Origin of the sequence: Streptomyces noursei (assembly GCF_001646665.1) — a bacterium.
Taxonomy (GTDB): domain Bacteria; phylum Actinomycetota; class Actinomycetes; order Streptomycetales; family Streptomycetaceae; genus Streptomyces; species Streptomyces lavendulocolor.
In genome coordinates this window covers 23,900-43,419 of the sequence record NZ_LWBU01000101.1, presented here as the reverse complement: position 1 = coordinate 43,419, position 19,520 = coordinate 23,900, and the positions used below count along the sequence as shown (strand labels likewise).

17 protein-coding genes and 1 pseudogene are annotated in these 19,520 nt (G+C 69.2%); 11 read left to right on the top strand and 7 right to left on the bottom strand.

Translation table 11 applies throughout. The features are described from left to right. Positions 1 to 72 precede the first annotated feature (72 nt). The 6 genes from A4V12_RS09775 to A4V12_RS09750 are packed head-to-tail and all read right to left on the bottom strand — an operon-like array spanning position 73 to position 6,970. Positions 73 to 1,125 (bottom strand): glycosyltransferase family protein, encoded by a 1,053-nt coding sequence (locus tag A4V12_RS09775; protein ID WP_234372121.1) that lies wholly within the window; start codon positions 1,123 to 1,125, stop codon positions 73 to 75. Beyond that, the gene (locus tag A4V12_RS09770) at positions 1,122 to 2,849 is read right to left on the bottom strand and encodes a carbamoyltransferase family protein (RefSeq protein WP_064068871.1); all 1,728 of its coding nucleotides are present in this window, start codon (positions 2,847 to 2,849) and stop codon (positions 1,122 to 1,124) included. Before A4V12_RS09770 ends, A4V12_RS09775 begins: the two co-directional genes overlap by 4 nt. Beyond that, positions 2,849 to 3,805, bottom strand: a complete 957-nt coding sequence (locus tag A4V12_RS09765; protein WP_064068870.1) for a thymidylate synthase — start codon at positions 3,803 to 3,805, stop codon at positions 2,849 to 2,851. The genes A4V12_RS09770 and A4V12_RS09765 overlap by 1 nt, the downstream gene beginning before the upstream one ends. Then, on the bottom strand, positions 3,802 to 5,652 hold the full coding sequence (locus A4V12_RS09760) for a hypothetical protein (protein WP_064068869.1): 1,851 nt from the start codon (positions 5,650 to 5,652) through the stop codon (positions 3,802 to 3,804). Before A4V12_RS09760 ends, A4V12_RS09765 begins: the two co-directional genes overlap by 4 nt. After that, a complete protein-coding gene (locus tag A4V12_RS09755) occupies positions 5,649 to 6,329 on the bottom strand; it encodes an HAD family hydrolase (protein WP_107415374.1) in 681 nt (226 codons plus the stop codon). Before A4V12_RS09755 ends, A4V12_RS09760 begins: the two co-directional genes overlap by 4 nt. Positions 6,330 to 6,379: 50 nt before the next feature. Beyond that, the gene (locus A4V12_RS09750; RefSeq protein WP_159028837.1) at positions 6,380 to 6,970 is read right to left on the bottom strand and encodes an ATP-binding protein; all 591 of its coding nucleotides are present in this window, start codon (positions 6,968 to 6,970) and stop codon (positions 6,380 to 6,382) included. Positions 6,971 to 7,213: 243 nt separating this feature from the next. Between A4V12_RS09750 and A4V12_RS09745 the strand changes: the two genes are divergently transcribed. From A4V12_RS09745 to A4V12_RS38480, 3 genes and pseudogenes are all read left to right on the top strand, one after another. After that, positions 7,214 to 8,602 carry a hypothetical protein gene (locus tag A4V12_RS09745; protein WP_064068866.1) on the top strand — a complete coding sequence of 463 codons (1,389 nt, stop codon included), beginning with the start codon at positions 7,214 to 7,216 and terminating at the stop codon, positions 8,600 to 8,602. A gap of 75 nt (positions 8,603 to 8,677) precedes the next feature. Beyond that, entirely contained in the window at positions 8,678 to 9,163 is a 486-nt protein-coding gene (locus A4V12_RS09740; RefSeq protein ID WP_064068865.1) for a TrmO family methyltransferase domain-containing protein, read from the top strand. Between the two features lie 360 nt (positions 9,164 to 9,523). Next, positions 9,524 to 9,924, top strand: a pseudogene (locus A4V12_RS38480) (GNAT family N-acetyltransferase); the annotation flags it as partial. Between the two features lie 52 nt (positions 9,925 to 9,976). Here A4V12_RS38480 and A4V12_RS09735 read toward each other — a convergent pair. Beyond that, positions 9,977 to 11,308, bottom strand: a complete 1,332-nt coding sequence (locus A4V12_RS09735) for a hypothetical protein (RefSeq protein ID WP_159028836.1) — start codon at positions 11,306 to 11,308, stop codon at positions 9,977 to 9,979. A 319-nt stretch (positions 11,309 to 11,627) separates the two neighbouring features. Between A4V12_RS09735 and A4V12_RS37425 the strand changes: the two genes are divergently transcribed. The 8 genes from A4V12_RS37425 to A4V12_RS09700 all read left to right on the top strand — a co-directional run bounded on the left by A4V12_RS37425 (position 11,628) and on the right by A4V12_RS09700 (position 19,510). Further along, a complete protein-coding gene (locus A4V12_RS37425; RefSeq protein ID WP_159028835.1) occupies positions 11,628 to 11,810 on the top strand; it encodes a hypothetical protein in 183 nt (60 codons plus the stop codon). A gap of 1,330 nt (positions 11,811 to 13,140) precedes the next feature. Then, positions 13,141 to 13,446, top strand: coding sequence for a helix-turn-helix transcriptional regulator (locus A4V12_RS34550; protein ID WP_079136940.1), 306 nt, complete (start codon positions 13,141 to 13,143; stop codon positions 13,444 to 13,446). 190 nt (positions 13,447 to 13,636) lie between these two features. Further along, positions 13,637 to 14,764: a tyrosine-type recombinase/integrase gene (locus tag A4V12_RS09725; protein WP_064068862.1), complete on the top strand. Its 1,128-nt coding sequence runs from the start codon at positions 13,637 to 13,639 to the stop codon at positions 14,762 to 14,764. Between the two features lie 76 nt (positions 14,765 to 14,840). Further along, a complete protein-coding gene (locus A4V12_RS09720; protein ID WP_199831250.1) occupies positions 14,841 to 15,740 on the top strand; it encodes a HipA family kinase in 900 nt (299 codons plus the stop codon). Beyond that, on the top strand, positions 15,737 to 16,120 hold the full coding sequence (locus A4V12_RS09715) for a DUF3037 domain-containing protein (protein WP_064068861.1): 384 nt from the start codon (positions 15,737 to 15,739) through the stop codon (positions 16,118 to 16,120). The genes A4V12_RS09720 and A4V12_RS09715 overlap by 4 nt, the downstream gene beginning before the upstream one ends. A 146-nt stretch (positions 16,121 to 16,266) precedes the next feature. After that, positions 16,267 to 17,028, top strand: a complete 762-nt coding sequence (fabG, locus tag A4V12_RS09710) for a 3-oxoacyl-ACP reductase FabG (RefSeq protein ID WP_064068860.1) — start codon at positions 16,267 to 16,269, stop codon at positions 17,026 to 17,028. Between the two features lie 17 nt (positions 17,029 to 17,045). Then, on the top strand, positions 17,046 to 17,813 hold the full coding sequence (locus tag A4V12_RS09705) for an SDR family oxidoreductase (RefSeq protein ID WP_064069006.1): 768 nt from the start codon (positions 17,046 to 17,048) through the stop codon (positions 17,811 to 17,813). 119 nt (positions 17,814 to 17,932) lie between these two features. Beyond that, positions 17,933 to 19,510, top strand: a complete 1,578-nt coding sequence (locus tag A4V12_RS09700) for an ABC transporter substrate-binding protein (protein ID WP_064068859.1) — start codon at positions 17,933 to 17,935, stop codon at positions 19,508 to 19,510. Positions 19,511 to 19,520 lie beyond the last annotated feature (10 nt).

Below are 19,520 nucleotides of genomic sequence, written 5' to 3'. Positions count from 1 at the left end.
GCCGCCCAGTCAGACCGGCCGTTTGGACACGTTCGGATGATCCAGACACCATGGCCCGGGTGGTCAACTGCATCACGCCGCTCCCCGCTCTGCCGCGACGGGATTGACAGCCGTGTCCAGGGCGGCTTCCAGCGCCACGACCTGCCGGCTCAGGCGGAACAAGTCCAGCCGATCCAGGCAGGCTGCGATCAGGTCCGCGTGCTGCTGGGTGCCGGCGATCCGCTGGAGATACGAGAGCCGCTCGAAGACGTCCTGGCCTGAGCGCACGATCAGCTCTGCGGGCACGAACTGATCGACGTGGCGGATGTCCGCCGGGGCGAGCGGGAGGCAGCCGGCGAGCACGGCCTCGAAGATCCGCTGCGTCATCTGCCCGACGGCGGCGTACCTCTCGGGGAGCATGAGGATGGTCGCCAGGGACCGGCCGTACACGGCGTGCACCGCCGGGAAGGGGAGCCTGCCGAGGAACCGCACGTGCGGCCAGCGGCTGGTCTTGGTCCACTTGCCCCCGACCAGGTGGTCGAAGCGGGCGGCGGCCGGCGCGAAGAAGCGGTCGAAGTGGTCGTCGCGGTCGTACTGGTTGCCGACGTAGCCGAGGGCGAGGTCTCGGGGCTTCTTGGCGAGCGCGAGCGGATCCGCCTCGGCGAGTAGACGGTCATCGACGGGGAAGAGCAGCCGGTGGGCGCCGGGCGTCGGGTCGAGGGCGGCCTCGCAGACGGCGGTCCGGTGAGCACCCCGCCACATGCTGTCGGGGCGGAGCTGGCGGTCCTTGTCCCAGACCACGGTCGGCGTTTTCCGCCGCACGGTGTACCGGGTGATGAGTTCGGCTTGTCGGTGCAGGTCGCAGGTGTGCCCCTCGGTGCCGCACGGGGTGGTGTTGCGCCCGTCGATCGCCCAGCGCCACTCCAGGAACAGCACGTCGATGTCCGGGGTGCCGCCGTGGAAGGTGTATGCGTTGCCCAGATCGTCACCGGCCTCGATCAGGTCGCGGTTGGCTTGCAGGAAGACGATCTCGTGGCCGCGGCCGAGGAGGGCGTCGGTCAGGGGGCGGCGGTGGCTGCGGCCCCCGTCCGGGGTGTCGGTGATTCCGTTGCCGAGGAAGCCCCAGAAGCTGTATCCGATCTTCACTTGGTGATCCACCGGCCTTCCAGCAGCAGGGCGTCCAGTCCGGAGTTGGCCAGGCAGTCCAGGGCCATCTCCGGTGTCCCACAGATCGGCTTGCCCTTGACGTTGAGTGAGGTGTTGATCAGCACCGGCACCCCGGTGCGGCGGGCGAAGGCGTTCAGCACGTCGTGCATGAACGGGTTCTGCGACTGGGTGACGGTCTGAAGACGCGAGGTGCCGTTGGCGTGCACGATGGCCGGCACGCGCTCGTGCCCCTTGTCGGTCACGCCGGATGTCATCGACATGTACGGCGCCTCCTGGCCGAGCGTGAAGAACTCCGCAGCGCGTTCGGCCAGGACCATGGGGGCGAAGGGGCGGAACGGCTCTCGGAACTTCACGGTGGCGTTCAGTCGCTCGACGACCCCGGGCTTCAGCGGGGAGGCGAGGATCGAGCGGTTTCCCAGGGCGCGGGGGCCGGCCTCGACGCGGCCCTGGAAGAGGCCGACGATCATGCCGTGGGCGAGCTGGTCGGCGAGGAACTCGGCGCTCTCGACGCCTAGCGTCTTCTGCTGGAGGTCGGGCCACGGCGTGAGGTCGAGGGCCTGGTCCTGGTACGAGGGGCCGAGGTAGCAGGCCCGGGCGACACCGGACACGGGCCGCCGGCTGCGGCTGGCGGTGTGCACGGCGATGGCGGCCCCGATCGCAGTGCCGGCGTCGCCGGGTGCGGGTGGGACGAAGACCTCGTCGAAGATGCCGTCCTCGATGATCCGGCCGATGCTCACGCAGTTCGTGGCGACTCCGCCGCCGACGCACAGACGGCGCGACCCGGTGATCATCCGCGCCCGGGTGGCCAGGTGCAGCATGACCTGCTCGGTGCGCTCCTGAAGGGCGGCGGCCAGATCCCGGTGGACGTCATGGATCGGCTCGCTCGGGTGACGCTCCGGGCACGTCTCGGCGATGAAGCGACGAGAGGTCCTCGGATAGCCCGAGGCCAGCACGCGCGGCGGGAAGTAGGCGGCGTCGACCGCGAAGCCGGTGGGTGTGGTGCGCACGGCCCGGGCGAAGAGGTGTCGGAACCGCTCCGGATCGCCGAGGGCGGCAAGCGCCATCACGGTGCCTTCCTCGTCACCGCGGCGCCACCCGAGGTGCTCCGTGACCGCGCCGTACACGTAACCCAGGGAGGCGGGGTCGGTGATCGCCTTCAGGGTGCGGGTGGAGGGGTGGAGCACGTCATGGCCGCGGGCGATGGTCGTGGTCTGCCGCTCGCCGAGGCTGTCGACGACGAGCACGGCGGACTCGTTCCACCCGGAGGCGGCGAAGGCCGTCAGCTGGTGGGCGCGGTGGTGCAGGACGGGGGAGACGTGGGCGGCGGGGAATCGCCGGCCGAGGGTCCGGGTGCGCCGTTGGGTGCGCAGCGCCACCTTGGCGAAGCCCCGCGCCCTCGGCAGAGCCCGGTCGCGCGTCGTCGCCGACAGGGCCAGGCGCAGGGCGGCCGGGGACTCGGCGAGGTAGCGGGCGGGCTGGAAGTTGTAGGCGACGGTGTCGACGTCGGCGGCGGTGAGCCCGGCCTCGCCCAGCAGCCACTCGACGGCGTGGCGGGGGTAGTCCTTGGTGTGTTTCTCCTGTGAGAGCCGCTCTTCCTCGACGAAGCCGATCAGCTCCCCGTCCACCAGCAGGGCGGCGGAGGAGTCGTGCGTGTAGGAGCACAGCCCGAGGATGACCGAGGGCGTGCGGTCCGTGGCGGCCATCACCGCGTCCCCGCCGTGTCACGCGCGGTGGAGATGCGGCCGCGGTGGTTCAGTTCGCCGTACCAGGCGGTCAGCGCCTCGCCCAGCGGACCGTCGACCTTGTCGGCGACCCGCCACGCCTGCTCGCGGGAGCCGTCCTTCCACAGGCGGTAGCTGCGCAGTGTCTCGGCCATCGCGTCCCAGCCCGGGTGGCCGGTGACGTCCTGGGCCCCCACCTGGTCGAGGAGGTCGTCGAAGCCTCGCCACGGTGTGGTGAGGTCCGGCATGACCGCGCTCGCGGTGACCGAGGTCAGCTCTTCGGCCTGGTCGAGGTGGTCCTCGTAGATGTGCAGGGATCCCACGTGGTGGTGGAACTCGCCCAGCTCGGCGCCGAGCCACCCGGCGACCAGCTCGTGCAGCACGGTGTAGAAGAACAGGTCGTAGGGCATGCCGATCCACACGTCCTGACCGCGCATCGTGGTCGACATGTGCAGGCGGCCGGCGCGCAGGTAGAAACGGAAGCCCAGCGTGCACGGCACGTCCTTGTGCCCGGCGGCGTCCTGGGCCGGGTCGTAGAGCTGGATCAGGGCCCGGCGCGAGTCGGGATCCTCCTTGAGGATCTCCACGATGCGGTGCAGTTGGTCCACGGTGCCGCCCCACTTCCGCATCCGTGGCCCGTACGCACCGCGCAGGACGCCGTTGTCGGCGTACTGCCGCAGGCGTGCGTTGTAGTCGAAGATCCATGGGGCGTCCGAGCCGGAGAGGTGCCAGACGGTCTCCGCCACGGCGAACGCGGGGTTGATGAGACGCGTCGGCGGCGCGTACAGCAGACGGGCCCGCGGCTGGGTCAGCCGCATGTGGACGTCGAGGACCTCACGGGTCGTCATGCCCCGGGGGCTGACCGTCTCGCCGCTCTTGGCCAGGGCGACCGCGCCGACGAAGAGTTCGGCGACGCCGTCGGCGTTCAGGTGTGTCATCGGGTAGGTACTCCTTCGCCCTGCGGCCGTCCGGAGTCGGCGCCGCGGGCATCGTGGTGGACACGGCGGGAATGCGGGACATCGCCGTCGGCGCGCCGGGCGATGAGGCGCGCGACCTGGGCGGCGCTGTCGCCGCGCCACCGGCACACCGCGTCCGTCGCCGCCCGGTCGGCGGGCGGGCTCGGATCGCGCAGTGCGACGACGGCGTCGGCCACCTCGTCGGCGGTACTGCACCGCCGTGCGAGGCCGTGGTCGGAGAGGCCGAGCGTGCGCTCGTCGGGCGAGCCGAGTTCGAGCACCGGGACCCCGAGCAGCGCGGCTTCGATGCCGCACGTCGAATAGGCGCTTGCCAGGGCGTCGGCGCCGGCGAGGCAGCCGCGAGCGCCGACCCGGGGATCGGCCACAGCCACGAGCGGCCGGCTGTCCCGTTGGAGCACGGGGGCGAAGACGTCGACGCTCTGTGCCGGGTGCGGCGCGATGACGAGTCCCCAGTCGCCGGCCTTCCACAGACCGTCCAGGAGGAGGTCGGCATGGGCCTTGAGCCGGTCGGGTCCGAAGGGCTGGCAGGCCCACACCGCGATTCGGGCAGGGCCTCGCCGTGGGCTGGGTGACAGCAGATCCTCCAGGTAGCGCCGCTGGGCTTCGCGGCTGAGGCCGGCGAGCGCGTCGAAGCGGGGCTGGCCCAGGACGTGGATCTCAGCGCCAGGGTGGCGCACCCACGCCTTCGCGAGAGGGAGATCCCGTTCACCCATGACGACGATGTCGCGGCTGTGTAGCGCAGGCCATGCGACCGACTCCGCCGTCCAGGCTCCGTGCTGGACATGCACCGCATTCGCGCCATGGCGCTCTGCCACGTGTACAGCCAGTGCACCCAGCGGGCTGGTGTCGTTGCTGACCAGAACGGTGTGCGGCCGGGCTGCGGTGAGGACGCCGTCCAGCCACGTCTCCGCCCGGACCACCGATCGCCACGAGGGCTGCGTGCATCCGCCGCTCGTCTCCAGTAGTACGGACACGAGACGGACCAGCCGGTCCAGTCGAACCTCGTGCTCATCGACCCGAACGACGCGGCCGTCGTCCCGCCGCCTCAGACCGTCCACGGCGCCGGAGAGGTCGAAGAGACCGGTCGGCGGCGAGCACAGGTTCACCCCCGCGACTTCTGAAGCCGGGCACCGCTCCGCTGGGTCGGTCGCCAAATCCACTACGAGGCTCGGGCGTCCGTTCCTGGCCAGCTCCTCCAGCACCGGCAGCAGAGTGGCCGCGTGACGGGAGGACCACGACAGCGCCACCACTTCACTCAGCGGCAGCTCCGAGGGAGCCGGACCCGGCACCGCTGCGGCCGCCAGGAGAGGAGGGAGGTTGCGTAACTGAGCGGAGCGGAGGGGATTGTGAGGGCCCGCGGCACCGAGCAGATAGGCGATGCCCGACCAGGTGACGGTGTAGGCCCGGTACTCCCGCGAGCTGCTCGACCGCAGCCCGACGAGTCCTTCGTACGGCGCGAGCCTCAGCGGACCTGGAGCCTTGGCGAACGGCCCCCAGGTGCTGAGCGCCGCCAGCTTGCGTACGACCTGCGCCACCAGGCGCCGCGCCGGCACGTGCTGGACGTACAACCACCCCGCGCCACCCGGCGTCCTCGCGAGGTCAGCGCCGTACGCTTCGAGGGCCTCCATCACCTGGTCAACACGTGCTTCCGCTCCCGCCGGGTAGAAGGGCAGGGCCTCCAATTCGGACGTGGCTATCCGGTCGGATTTCATAGTCGCGAGCGCGCCCTCGCCGACCAGCGCCCAGAGGGGCTTGCCATCGGCCTCGACCCGGGCGATGCCGAGGGCGCTGCGCTTGGGCGGCGTCATACCAGGCTCCCTTCGAGGAACGGGCCGGTGTCCACGAGCCGCAGCAGGTCCTTCGGCGATTCGGCGACGAAGGGGGCCGGGGAGCTCGGGGTGCCGTAGCCCCAGCCCGCGTGCACGTACGAGACGCCGGCGCGGCCGGCCGCCTCCTGGTCGACTGCCATGTCCCCGACGTACAGCGCGTCGGCCGGGTCGGCGCCGAGGTCGATCAGGGCGAGCATGATCGGGTCCGGTGCGGGTTTGCCCCGCCCCACCCCGTTGGGAGTGCGCACCGTGGCGAACGGGACGCCGAGCTGGGCCAGCAGAGGAGTGGCTCGCTCCAACGGTTTGGACGTGACGATCCCCATCCGCCAATCGGCCGCGGCGAAGGCGTGCAGGACCTCCGCGACGCCGTCGAACTGTCGGGCGAGGTGAGAAGCGTCCGTCGATGCCTTCGAGTAGGTCTGGTGGATCGGCTCGGCGTCAGCGAGCCCGAGCTGCTCCATGATGTCGGCGAAGGGCCGACCCAGGTGGCGCTCGTACTCCTTGAACGGCACGTCCAGGCAGTGGTCTTCACGGACCTGGCGCCACGCACTTTCCATGACTGGGCGGGTGTCGACGAGCACGCCGTCCAGGTCGAGCAGCAGCACACGTACGGCTTCGGTGCCGAAGCCCCGCCTCGTTCCGCCGGAGAGCGGCATGGGCGAGGGCGTAAACCGGGATGGCATCACGGGTCTCCAAGGGGAGTTGGTCAGGAGGTGATGGGCGACTCGGGGCGCCTCACGAGGGCGATCACCCTCTTGCCGCGTCCGTCTTCCGTGGGGCAGGCAGTCCAGGCGTCAGCCGTCGCCGACACGAGGTGCAGGCCCCGCCCGCTTGTGGCGTAGAGCGAGGCAATCTGAGGCACTGGGGGCTCCGGGGAGTTGTCTTCGACCTCGATCCCCACAACGTCGGCCTGGAGGGCGAGCGTCAGCGTGATCTCATCGACGGGTTCGCAGTCCGTTCTGGGGAGAAGGACCCGGTCGGCGTCGGGAGTTCGGCCATGCCGCTCGGCGTTGGTGGTGAGCTCGCTGACGATCAGCTCGGCCTGGTCCAGAACGTCTTCCACCCCCCACGCCGTCAGCGCCTGGCGGGTGAAGGACCGTGCCCTGCCCGGAGCCCTGTCATCGGCGGCGAGCGTCAGGCTCTTCTGGTGTTCAGGGGCGCTGATTACGCTGCCCAGGCTTTCGATTCGGTCCATGTTCGCCTTCTCGCAACTGGTGAGCTTGAGCCCCTGGAGGACTCGATCGGCGGATCTGTCGGAGCGGTCGAAGCGGCGGAGGTTGTGCACGAGCTCGGCCATCGGCGGGGGTTGGTCGAAGTGCCGAACTTCGGACGTCGAGGCGGGTGCTCGCCCGTCGCCCGAAGAGGTCCGGGCATCGGCGCCAGTCGTGTGGCTGGTCTTCACCGGTTTCCTCCCGGGCAAGAGCAGTTGGTGGTTTCGTTGACCACGAGCGAACCGCGGATCACATCGCGGCGGTATCTCCGGGCGGCTGCCGGGGCCGTCAAACCCGTCAAAGATCGTTTTGGTGAACCGAGGTAGACGATGGCGCGCGAGCGGAATGTGAAGCTGGCCGACGCAATCGCGGAAACAGGCTGGTCGCAGCCAAAGGTGGCGGCTGCCTTCGTAAGGGTCGCGGCCGAGGTAGGAGCGCAAGAACTGCTGGGCACCAGCCGGTCGCACATCGCCATGTGGGTAGGGGGAACACAGCCCTCGGGCAGAGCGCCCCTTATCTTGTGCGAGACGTTGTCCCGGCGGCTCCAACGCCCCATCACTCCGGCTGAAATCGGGCTCTCCGTGCCAGACACGGGTGCAGTCACGGCATCGGAGTGGAACGTCGATACGCTGACTGCGCTGGTAGACCTTGGGAGAAGCGACGTGGACCTCGAACGCCGCCGACTGCTGGCCGGCGCCGCCTACTCGGTGGGCGGCTTGGCCCTGCCCGGACAGCAGTGGTGGGACGAGGCACCCCAGCGGGCGAAGTCCCGCCCCCCGGCGACGAGCCGGAGAATCGGGGTCGCAGAAGTCAGTGCCGTCCGTGAGATGACGGAGTTCTTCTCTCGGAGAGACCAGCGCCACGGCGGCATGGATGGCCGTACGGCGCTCTACCAGTACCTCGTCGACGACGTCGCCAGGTATATCGGCGGGGTGTTCGCCAGCGACGACACTCGTCGTGCCCTTCTTGCCGCTGCCGCCGAGGCGGTGTACGTCGCCGGTTGGATGAGCTTCGACGCCTCACACCACGAGTCCGCGCGGCGCTACTTCACGTTGGCCCTGAAGCTCGCGGCGGAAGCGGACGACGCTCCGTTGGCCGGCCATATCCTGCGGGCGATGGCTCATCAGGCAACGGACCTCGGTCACCCACGGTTTGCCGTCGATCTCGCCACGGCCTCCGTGGCGCGCAAGCGGTACACCCTGGCGACCCCCCGCGAGAGGGCGCTGCTCGGAGTGGTGCAGGCACGCAGCCTGGCCGCCGACGGGCAAAAGCGCGCCGCGATTGCAGCGCTTCTCCGGGCCGAGGACGACCTCACTGCGGCGGACGTCGGCGACGAGGATCCGAGTCGGGTGTGGTTCTTCCAGCGGGCTTCCCTTGCCCACGAGACCGCCCGCACCCTGTGGACGCTCGGCGATCTCGACGGAGCGCTTAGAGAGTTCAACAACAGCGTGCTGACGAGGAAGGCCGACACCTTCAGCCGGACCCACGCGGTGACGTTGGGCTACATGGGCACTGTGCAGGCCCGTCAGGGGAACGTGGAGGCCGCGTGCCACACGTGGGCACAGGCCCTGGACGCGATGGCAGGCGTGCAGTCGGGCAGAGCACGCGAGGCAGCCGTGAACATGCGCCGAGTGCTGTCCCCCTTCCGCAATCGGGGAATCAGCGTGGCGGCGGAGATCGACGAGCGCGCCAAGGCCGTACTCGAACGAGTAGCCTGACGGCGCCATGGTGGTGAAGGCGGGCATGCTGTGGTTGACCGCCTTGCCGTGCCGCGAGCGGAGAAGGGGGAACCCGTGTCCACAAAGTCCATCGAGGTGCCGGTGATCGCCGAGGTGGTCGGAGGCCACAAGGGGCGGCTCGACGACTTCAAGGGCGGTGTGGAGTCGATCATTCGGCTGCGCCCGGAGTACCCGGAGGAGACGCTGCAGGGGATCGAGGAGTTCTCCCATCTCCAGGTCACCTGGTTCTTCAACTTCGGTTCCCCCGAGGACGTCGCTCTCCACGCGCGCAGCCCGCGGGACAACCCGGAGTGGCCGGCCACGGGAACCTTCGTGCACCACAACCACCGACGTCCGGCCCGGCTCGCGACCTCGTTCCCCAGACTGCTCCGCGTCGACGGACGGGACCTGCACGTCACCGACCTCGATGCCGACGACGGCACCCTGGTGGTCGACCTGGTGGCGGTCTTTGAAGAATTCCTGCCGCGCGGCACGGTCACCCAGCCCTCGTGGCCCAGCGAGATGCTGAAGGACTACTGGAGGGACGCCGCCGAACGCTGAGTCGGGGCATCCTCCGGAACCGAGACCGGCGGCCCGACGGGACGTGGCCGCTGAGCGGGGCGCCAAGGGCCGCTGTCGCGCAAGGTCGTTCCGGGAGGCACTCATCGCTCGGTGCCTCCGGCGGCGAGGAGCGGAGCGGCTGCACCTGGTGGAGCCGTCTGTTCACCGCGGATCAGCAATCGATGGGCGCCGGCTTCGCTCAGCTGACTGCGGCGCCGTTCAGCCGCTACGGCCATCCCCCTGGCCGGTGGTGTGCCCCGGGCGGATCAGCTCTCTCCGGCCGCGGTGGCAGTGAGCCAGTCGGCGGCTTCTACGTCAGTTATCAGCACCACCTGCGCCGGGTGGGCGTCGCCGTCCCGCAACGCCGCCTTCGAGACCAGTCCGCAGTTGTGGGAGGCGTCGACGCCGCGAAGCTGCCCGAGCACCGCTTCGTCGTTCTCGACTAGAGCAGGACGGTGCTGGGCTGGCGGAGAGCAGGGTGTCCGACCGGCGCGCGTACGCGGGCGCGGTCGAGCAAGGTGTCTACGTCCATCCCGGCGCGCGGGGCCGAGGCGTCGCCGCCGCCCTGCTCAAGGTGCCTATCGAGTCCACTGAGGCGGCGGGGATCTGGACGATTCAGTCCGGGATCTTCCTGAGAACGCTGCCAGCCTCGCCGTCCACGCGCGGGCCGGGTTCGGGTGATCGGCACCTGCGAGCAGGCCGGTCGGCACTTTGGTGTGTGGCGGGACATGGTGCTCATCAAGCGCCGCAGCACCACCGTGTGTAACTGGTCTTCTCCCGGGGGCGGCTCCAGGGCCGCGCGGGGCGGCGGTCTCAGTCCTGGGTGATTGCCGAGCCGTCTTCAGCGGCCCGATTCCACAGCTTGCTATAGATCCGCAGGTCTTCTTCGGACAGGTTCAGATCGCCGTGGACGCGGACAGTGGTGGTGTCCCAGGGCCGCAGCCCATCGTGGCGGGGAGTAAGCAGGATGCCGAGTGTGGAGGACCCGTCGGCCCTGCCGGTGCGGGAGGTCACCTCATGGTGGCGCAACTGCACGAAGGCGGTGAACGCGGCCCGAATGTCGTCGTCGAAGCGGCTGGCGGCACCAACGATGAGCTGCCGGGTTCCGCCCGCGTCGAGCTGGCGCCGAAAGCGCCACTTTGCCTGCTCGCCAGAGACCTGGGGAACATCATCGAGCATGTCCAGCAGGAGGTGGCCCCATTCGGTGCGCGCTCCCACGGGTAGCCGGTCGAGGTCGGAGAGCACAATGTGTCGGTTGGCCTCGGTGAGAAGGCCGGCCAACGGGCTGAGGGCGATGTCCTCGAGCATGAAGCGGATCATGAGGTGGGCGCGGGTGCCGTCATCACCGGCGGGCGCCTGGGGGAGCTGTGGGACGGAGTACAGCACGCCGCCTTCTCCGACGAGGTCGGTGTCCATCTCACCGGGCGGGGCGATGGCGTCGGCCGCGGCGAGCTCGTAGTAGCGCACCGGCTCCTCACCGAGTGGGACGGCCGGTTCCTTGGCGGCGCGGAAGAGGTAGTCGAGTACGGCGGTGGTCGAGCGCAGCTGGTCGAACAGGAAGTCCCAGTCGCGGCGGGTCAGGGCGATGGCGGGTATGCCGGTTGGCTGCCACGTGGCAATGATTCCTTCCGGCACGCCGGGATGGTCCAGGAGGAACACCGCGATCCACTCATAGTCGTTGCCATCGACGTGCAGGACGCGGCCCCGGCCGTTGACCATGTCGGCGGGCAGCATGCGCAGTTGCCGCACACTGCCCTTGGACTGGCTCATCGCCTTGGCCGCGACCTTCTGGATCCAATTTGCCTCGAGCGCGTCGGGCTTCGGCGGGATGGTGCGGGCCTTGACCTGCACCACCGCGCCCCGGTGGCCGGCGATCAGGAGCCGGTCCCCCTGCTCGCGCGAACCTGATCCCTTCGCCGCGTGCGCCGCCTGTTGGAAGACGAAGTCCGGCAGACCCCAGGTGGCTGCAGCGGTGTGGGCGGCTTCCTCCGCGGCCTTGCCGTGCTCAATGTGGGCCGGCAAGGGTAGCGCCGGGGGTATGCGCCGCATGTGCGGGCCGTTCGACGTGTCGACGATCAGCGTCAGCGACGTGGCGTCGTCCTCGTAGACGAGGCGCCATAGGGCCGCTGAGGGCGTTTCGGTCATGGCGCCCATTAGACGCCACGCTCTACGGCCATCGCCGGGAATTTGTTCGGATTCCAGACAGGAGCTGTGTGAGCTGGCGGGCCGCTTCGCGAGTCGGGCGGCCGGAGCTGATGAAGAGACGGGCGTGGGATGGTCCCGGCGCCGTGGCCAGCAGATGCAGGCAGCGTGGATCGCTGAGGTCCCAGATACTGCTTACGTCGCCGGCCCGGCGGCGGCACGGCGCGGTCCGCCGGGCCGGGATCAGCCGGACAGGGGGATGGATAACGGTCCAGCGTCGTAGGCTGTGCTCACGGCGCGGGGCCTGACAAAAAGAGGTCTCATGCATCGTCCTCGCGTCACCGCGGCGAGCTTCATCGGTCGCGTGCTTCCCGATCCGTACGAGGTCCGACTCGGCGGTCCGGACCCCGAAGCCCTCCACCTCCTGGCCGCCGTCCACGCGGACTTCTCCTGCCCGCCGACCGGTCACCAGGTCTCCTGGCAGGATTGCTACGACGCGGCATAGCAGCGTCCCCTGCCGCACAAGGCCGGCTTCCTGCTGGACGAACGGGGCGACCCGGCGCCCGTCCCCGCCCATTTGCGAGGCGAGGCTGCCGACCTGGCCCGCGAAGCCCAGACAGCAGCGGTCCGAATCCGCCGGGCAGCCGCGGGCATGCCGCTGGGCAACCAGGGCTGAAACCGGCCGGGACCTGAACGCCGGGGACATCCGAGGCCGGTGCACCGAGCCGCCGTGCTCCTGCGTCCTGCTGACAATGCCAGCGACGTTCGCCGAGTCGAAACACGGCATCCAGCGGGGCTTCATGTCCTCCTGGACCGTGGCGAGGCCACCGAAAGAGGCGTCCTCTGGCCCGCCCTCGGCCGTGGAGAGCACGGTGTAGATCATTTCCGGCTGCGCCGCCGAACAGCGAACGGTAGAAGGAGAGGGCGGCCGACGGGTCCGAGACGTGAAGATCCAGCACAGGGCGCCGCCCTCGGAAGTCGCTTCCAGCCCATTGACCGTGGCCGGCTGCCGCACAGCGAAGTCGGCACCACCGGGTCAGTGAGAGCGGCCGTTCGCCCGGTGTCTATGACATCGCACGGCTCGACCCGCACCCTACCGTCGCCCCACTCCACCGCCTTGGCTGTTGCGTCGGCGTCCGGCCGGAAGCCTTATCGACATTCCGGCGGGGTGATAGCGGGCATTCGCTCACGGCAGACGAGATGCAACGGCGAAAGACTGGAACGTCGGTCAGGAACATGTCAACGTACAACGCCTCGGGAAAACGCCAAGTCAGGCGAGAACTGCTCGACGAACAGGGAGGGAAGGTTGCAATCCCAGTCGTGTGCGATTGGCGCGCTGAAATGGTTCCTCGCTAGGACCGGATGAATATCTGGTGACCATGGTGCTGTCTCTACCGGACTGTGCGTCCGCGCCTGCGTGGCTGTCCTCTTTGGCGAGGACGTCCTGCAGCGAAGCTATCGTCGCGACCGCGCCGTCTTAGCTCATATTGCGGGCCCCCTAGGGGCGCGAGGAGTCATGTGGCCTGAGCCGTGATTGTTTCCGAGCGCTGCGCGAAATCTGACCGCCCTACTAGGTGACCGTCTGCTGGCGATCGTTGCAGACAGAATCTCACCGGCCCTGCGCTGGTACCGCTTGGCTTCCTGACGGAAGTCCACCCGAGGGCAGACAGCTGATCGGCGCGGGGCGCGCAACATAGCCGACGATCGCCGGTTAGCCAAACCGGCGATTGCCAGGACGATTCAGGTGTTCGCGTTCGACTGTGCTTGGCGGTGGAGTCGTACTGGACACGGGCTGCTTGGGCCCGTTCTCTTTCGTCCCTCACAGGAACCCCTCTATGCCTGCACGATCGCCGTTCATACCCTCGGCTGCGCCTGATCCCGCTAGCGCTGTACGCGCGGGCTTCCTCAACGTAAAGGATGCTGCCGCGTACCTCGGCATATCACCGCACACGCTTTATGTCTGGAGGCATCGGCGGCAGGGGCCGCCCAGCTTCCGCATGGGTCCTCGTGGTCGCGTCATGTATCGGCGGACGGCCCTTGATGCCTGGATCCACGAGCAGGAACGCGCAGACTCTCGCTCCAACCCCGCCTTGAACCCACTGAGTGCGCCTCCGCAGCGACGTACGAACCCCGCTGCTTGACACACCGAACGTTGACGGGTGCCGTTCGCATCCCTGAAAGGAAACCAGCCTGTCCGGCTATATCGAGGATCGTTGGATCAAAAAGAAGAAGGACCCGGTCACCGGGAGAAGGGAGAAGACCGCCCGCTACGGCAAGGGCAAGCGGTACAAGGTCGCCGGCATACCTGGGGTGCGAGACCGATCCTTTGACGTGCTGGAGGACGCCAAGGCGTGGCTTCGCCGGACAGCCACGGACGAGGAGCGAGGCGAGTTCGTAGACCCGCGCGACGGGTCCATCACGCTGGCCGACTACATCGCGACGCACTGGGCGCCAGGGCGAGGAGGTGCTCCGAAAACCCAGGACAGTCAGGAGCGTAGGTGGCGTCTCCATATCGTCCCGCACCTGGGCCAGCTTCCGCTCAGGAACATCGTCGCAACGGATCTGCGCGCGTTCATAACCAAGCTGGAGTCGACGGTCTCGTCAGTTGACTACCAGCGCGGCATCCTGTCGGAGCTTTCATCCATTCTGGAAGCGGCCGTCGACGACAAGCGCCTCGCTCGCAACCCCATGCACGCGAAATCTGTGCGGTGGCCCAAGTCGCCACGGGAGCGGCGCGACGCGTGGCCGATGGCTACGGCGCTGCGGGTCCGCGATGCCATCAGCGAGCGGAACAGGATCGCCGTCGTACTCGGATTGGGCTGTGGACTCCGCCAGGGCGAGGTGTTCGGGCTGAGTCCGGAGGACATCGACTATGAACGCGGCCTGCTGCACGTTCGGCGCCAAGTGCAGGCGATTCACGGAAGGCTGTACTTCGCTCTTCCGAAGGGGAAGAAGATCCGCACGGTGGATCTGCCCCCCTCGGTAGCCGAGGATCTGAAGCGTCACATCGAAGCTTTCCCGCCGGTAGAGGTGGAGCTGCCGTGGGGCAAGCCGGAGGGGGAGAGGAAGAAGTTCTCCCTCCTGCTCACCACGCGCTTCGGCAACGCCGTCGCGGTGAACACATGGAACACCTACACCTGGAAGCCCGCCTTGGCCAAGGCCGGCGTCATCCCGCCACGTGCCGAGGGGGCGAAAGCCTGGCAGTGGGCGGCGGCCCCCAGGGACGGTTTCCACGTGCTTCGGCACACCTACGCCTCGATCATGTTGGAAGCCGGAGAGTCCGTTGTGACCCTGGCCCGGTGGCTCGGACACTCCTCACCGGCGATCACACTCGGTTACTATGCTCACTTCATGCCGGAGGCTGGCAGCAAGGGGCGCGGCGTCATCGACGGTCTGCTGGGGGAGCGGGGAGACCGGCCCGCCGGCCGAAACTCCCCAGATTCTCCCCAGCGTCGTTGACCGGCGATTCCCGCCGCTACGCCCCGCAGAAGTCGTCCGTGGATTGCAAGGCTGAAGAGATAGGTGGCATGGGAAAGTGCTGGAAGAGGTCGTCGCGACCCGCTATATCACGCCTTTGCGTGAGGGCGGCTCGCTCCCCGGGATCGTCGAGGCCGACGACCTCGGCACGTACGTCATGAAGTTCACCGGAGCCGGGCAGGGCCGCAAGACCCTCGTGGCGGAGGTCGTCTGCGGGCAGCTCGGCCGGCGGCTCGGCCTGCGCGTGCCCGAGCTGGTCACCATCCAGCTGGACCCGGTCATCGGCCTCGGCGAGCCCGACCAGGAGGTGCAGGAACTGCTCAAGGCGAGCGGCGGGCTGAACCTCGGCATGGACTACCTGCCGGGCTCGATCGGCTTCGACCCGCTCGCCTACACCATGGACCCGGCCGAGGCGGGCCGTGTCGTCTGGTTCGACGCACTGATCAACAACGTCGACCGCTCCTGGCGCAACCCGAACATGCTCGTCTGGCACGGCGAACCCTGGCTGATCGACCACGGCGCCACCATGATCTGGCACCACAACTGGCCGGGCGCGCGGGCGTCCGCCGCCAAGCCGTACGACGCCTCCGACCACGTCCTGGCCTCCTTCGCGCCCGACGTGGCCGCCGCGGCCGCCGAACTCGCCCCCCTCGTCACCGAGGAACTGCTGACCGAGGTGACCGCCGACGTACCCGACGAGTGGCTGGTCGACGAGCCGGGCTTCGACACGGCCGACGCCCTGCGCCGCGCCTACGTCGAGGCGCTGCTGCCGCGCGCCGCCACCATCCACGAGCGGATCGCCCTGGGCGAGCGGACCCGGCCGGGCCCGTCCCGTGCGCCCGGATGGCTCACCGACCACCTGGCCCCCTGGCCGCACCCGACCAGGAACAGCGCCGACGGCAGCACGAACGGCAGCACGAACGGCAGCGCGAACAGCACCGAGGACGGCAGCGAGTGAACGACCGGGACGTCTTCGAGTACGCGCTGCTGCGCGTCGTGCCGCGCGTCGAGCGCGGCGAGTTCTTCAACGCCGGCGTGGTGGTCTACTGCCGCGCCAAGGCCTTCGTGTGCGCCCGTACGCACCTGGACGAGGCCAAGCTGCGGGCCCTGGACCCCGCCGCCGACGTGACCGGCGTACGCGCCGCCCTGCACGCCGTGGAGGGCGTCTGCCAGGGCGGCGAGCACGCGGGGCAGGCGGCGCGGGACGACGCCGGACGGCGCTTCCGGTGGCTCATCGCGCCGCGCTCCACGGTGGTCCAGCCCGGACCGGTGCACACGGGGCTGACCGCCGATCCCCAGAGCGAGGCGGAACGCCTGCTCGACCTGCTGGTGCGCTGAGTGACCGGGCGCACCCGGTGGGCCGTTGACACCGGGTGCCAGGGTCTCTAGCGTCTCGTCTGCTGAAGGTACTAAGCGGTCGCTCACCGGCAGGGACGTTGCCGGCCGGGCCGCTTATCCGGGATCCAAGGGCGAGGAGAACCAGCATGTCCACCACCGAGCAGCGCGTCGCCGTCGTGACCGGGGCCGCGCGGGGCATTGGCGCCGCCACCGCGGTCCGGCTCGCGGCCGAGGGCCGCGCCGTCGCCGTACTCGACCTCGACGAAGCGGCCTGCAAGGACACCGTCGAGAAGATCACCGCGGCGGGCGGCAAGGCCATCGCCGTCGGCTGCGACGTCTCCGACGCCGCCCAGGTGGAGGCCGCCGTCGCGCGTGTGGCCACCGAGCTCGGGGCGCCGACGATCCTCGTCAACAACGCCGGCGTGCTGCGGGACAACCTGCTCTTCAAGATGAGCGAGTCCGACTGGGACACGGTCGTGAACGTGCACCTCAAGGGCGCCTTCCTGATGGCCAAGGCGTGCCAGAAGCACATGGTCGACGCGGGCTTCGGCCGCATCGTCAGCCTTTCCTCGTCCTCCGCGCTCGGCAACCGCGGCCAGGCCAACTACGCGGCCGTCAAGGCGGGCCTCCAGGGCTTCACCAAGACCCTCGCCAAGGAGCTCGGCAAGTTCGGCATCACGGCCAACGCCGTCGCGCCCGGCTTCATCGTCACCGAGATGACCGCGCAGACCGCCGAGCGCGTGGGCATGGGCTTCGAGGACTTCCAGGCCGCCGCCGCCACCCAGATCCCCGTCCAGCGCGTCGGCCGGCCCGAGGACGTCGCCAACGCGATCGCCTTCTTCGCGGGCGACGACGCCGGCTTCGTCTCAGGCCAGGTCATGTACGTGGCCGGCGGCCCGCTCAACTGAACCGGAGAGTGACGGACATGACCGCACAGGAACTTCCCCCGCCGTCCGGCAAGGTCGCCCTCGTGACGGGCGCCAGCCGCGGCATCGGTTACGGCGTCGCGGAGGCGCTGGTCGCCCGCGGGGACCGGGTGTGCATCACCGGCCGCGGCGAGGAGGCCCTCAAGGAGGCCGTGGAGAAGCTGGGCGCCGACCGCGTGATCGGCGTCGCCGGCAAGGCCCACGACGAGGCCCACCAGGCGCACGCCGTGGAGCGTGCCATGGAGGCCTTCGGACGCGTCGACTTCCTGATCAACAACGCCGGGACCAACCCCGTCTTCGGCCCCATGGCCGAGCTCGACCTCGACGTCGCGCGCAAGGTCTACGAGACCAACGTGATCTCGGCGCTCGGGTTCGCCCAGCAGACGTGGAAGGCGTGGCAGAAGGACAACGGCGGTGCGATCGTGAACATCGCGTCGGTCGCCGGCATCGCGCCCTCGCCGTTCATCGGCGCCTACGGCATGAGCAAGGCCGCCATGGTCAACCTGACCCTCCAGCTGGCGCACGAGTTCGCGCCCGTGGTGCGGGTGAACGCGATCGCCCCCGCGGTCGTGAAGACGAAATTCGCCCAGGCCCTCTACGAGGGCCGGGAGGCCGAGGCCGCGGCCGCGTACCCGCTGGGCAGGCTCGGAGTGCCCGAGGACATCGGCGGGGCCGCCGCCTTCCTCACCTCCGCCCAGTCGGACTGGATCACCGGCCAGACGCTGGTCGTCGACGGCGGAATTTTCCTCAATGCCGGAGTCGGCTGATCCGGTTTTCCCCGGTTGACCGCCGAATGCCTTGAGTGCCCCGCCCGGCCACCAGATTGACCTGGCGGGGCACTGCGGTATGGTCGGCCGACCCATGGCTGAACGAGGAGCGTGCGCACGTGTTCAACCGGACCAGTCTGCAGGCGGCTGCAGCCCTTGCGTCCATATCCCTGCTGGCGGGATGCAGCCTCTTTTCCGGGGATGACGCCGATGGGGAGAACAAGATCGTAGTCGGCACGACGAGCGAACCCAGCACGCTCGACCCCGCTGCCGCCTGGGACGGCTCCTGGGAGCTGTACCGGAACGTCTTCCAGACCCTTCTGAGCTTCCCGACCGGCAGCGCGACGCCGCAGCCGGACGCGGCCGACTGCAAGTTCACCGACACCGTGAGCAAGGTCTACGAGTGCCGGCTGAAGGAAGGCCTCGCCTTCTCCGACGGGGGCAAGCTCGACGCCCGCGCCGTGAAGCACTCCATCGACCGCATCCGCACGATCAACGCCAAGGGCGGTCCCGCCCCGCTCCTCGGGTCCCTCGACAAGATCGTGACCAGCGGTGACCGCACCGTCACGTTCCAGCTCAAGGAATCGGACGCCACCTTCCCGTACATCCTGGCCACGCCCGCCATGTCCATCGTGCCGCCGGAGCGGTACCCGGCGGACGCGCTGCGCGAGGACGGCAAGCTCACCGGCTCCGGCCCGTACGTGCTGAACGCGTTCGAAGAGGGCAACAAGGCGGAGCTCACCAAGAACCCCACCTACAAGGGCTTCGCCAACCGCAAGAACGACGCCGTCACCATCCGGTACTTCCAGGAGTCCGAGGCGATGGTCGGCGCCCTGCGGAAGAAGGAGATCGACGCCACCTACCGCGGTCTCACCGCGGAGGAGGTCGTCCAGCTCCAGGAGAAGAAGCCCGAGAACGAGGGGCTCCAGCTGGTCGAGTCGACCGGCGCGGACATCCGCTACCTGGTGTTCAACGCCAAGGACCCGTCCGTCAGCAAGATCGCCGTCCGCCGGGCCATCGCCCAGGTCGTCGACCGCGACACGCTGGTCGCCAAGGTCTACCAGGGCACCGCCGAACCGCTGTACTCCATGGTGCCCAAGGGCATCGCCGGACACACGACCGCCTTCTTCGACCGCTACGGCGACCCGGACGTCGAGAAGGCCGGGAAGATCCTGGACGAGGCGGGGATCGACGGACCCGTCGCACTGACCCTCTGGTACACCACCGACCGCTACGGCTCGTCCACCGAGGCCGAGTTCGCCGAGCTCAAGCGGCAGCTGGAGGCGTCCAAGCTGTTCAAGGTGACCGTGAAGGGCAAGCCGTGGAAGGACTTCCAGAGCGGCTACCAGAAGGGCGAGTACCCGGCCTTCGGGCGTGGCTGGTTCCCCGACTTCCCGGACCCCGACAACTTCATCGCCCCGTTCGTCGGCAAGGAGAACGTGCTGTCCACGCCGTACGTCCGGCCCGAGATCACCGACCAGCTGCTGCCCAAGTCCCGCAAGGTCAGCGACCGGGGAGCGGTCACGGAGGAGTTCGAGCGGGCGCAGGAGATCCTCGTGGACGACGTCCGGCTGCTGCCGCTGTGGCAGGGCAAGCTGTACATCGCGGCCAGCGAGGAGATCGCCGGCGGCGAGCGTGCGCTGGACCCGCAGACGGTCATGCAGATGTGGGAGCTCCAGCGCAAGACCAGTTGGTGAGGCGAGGCGG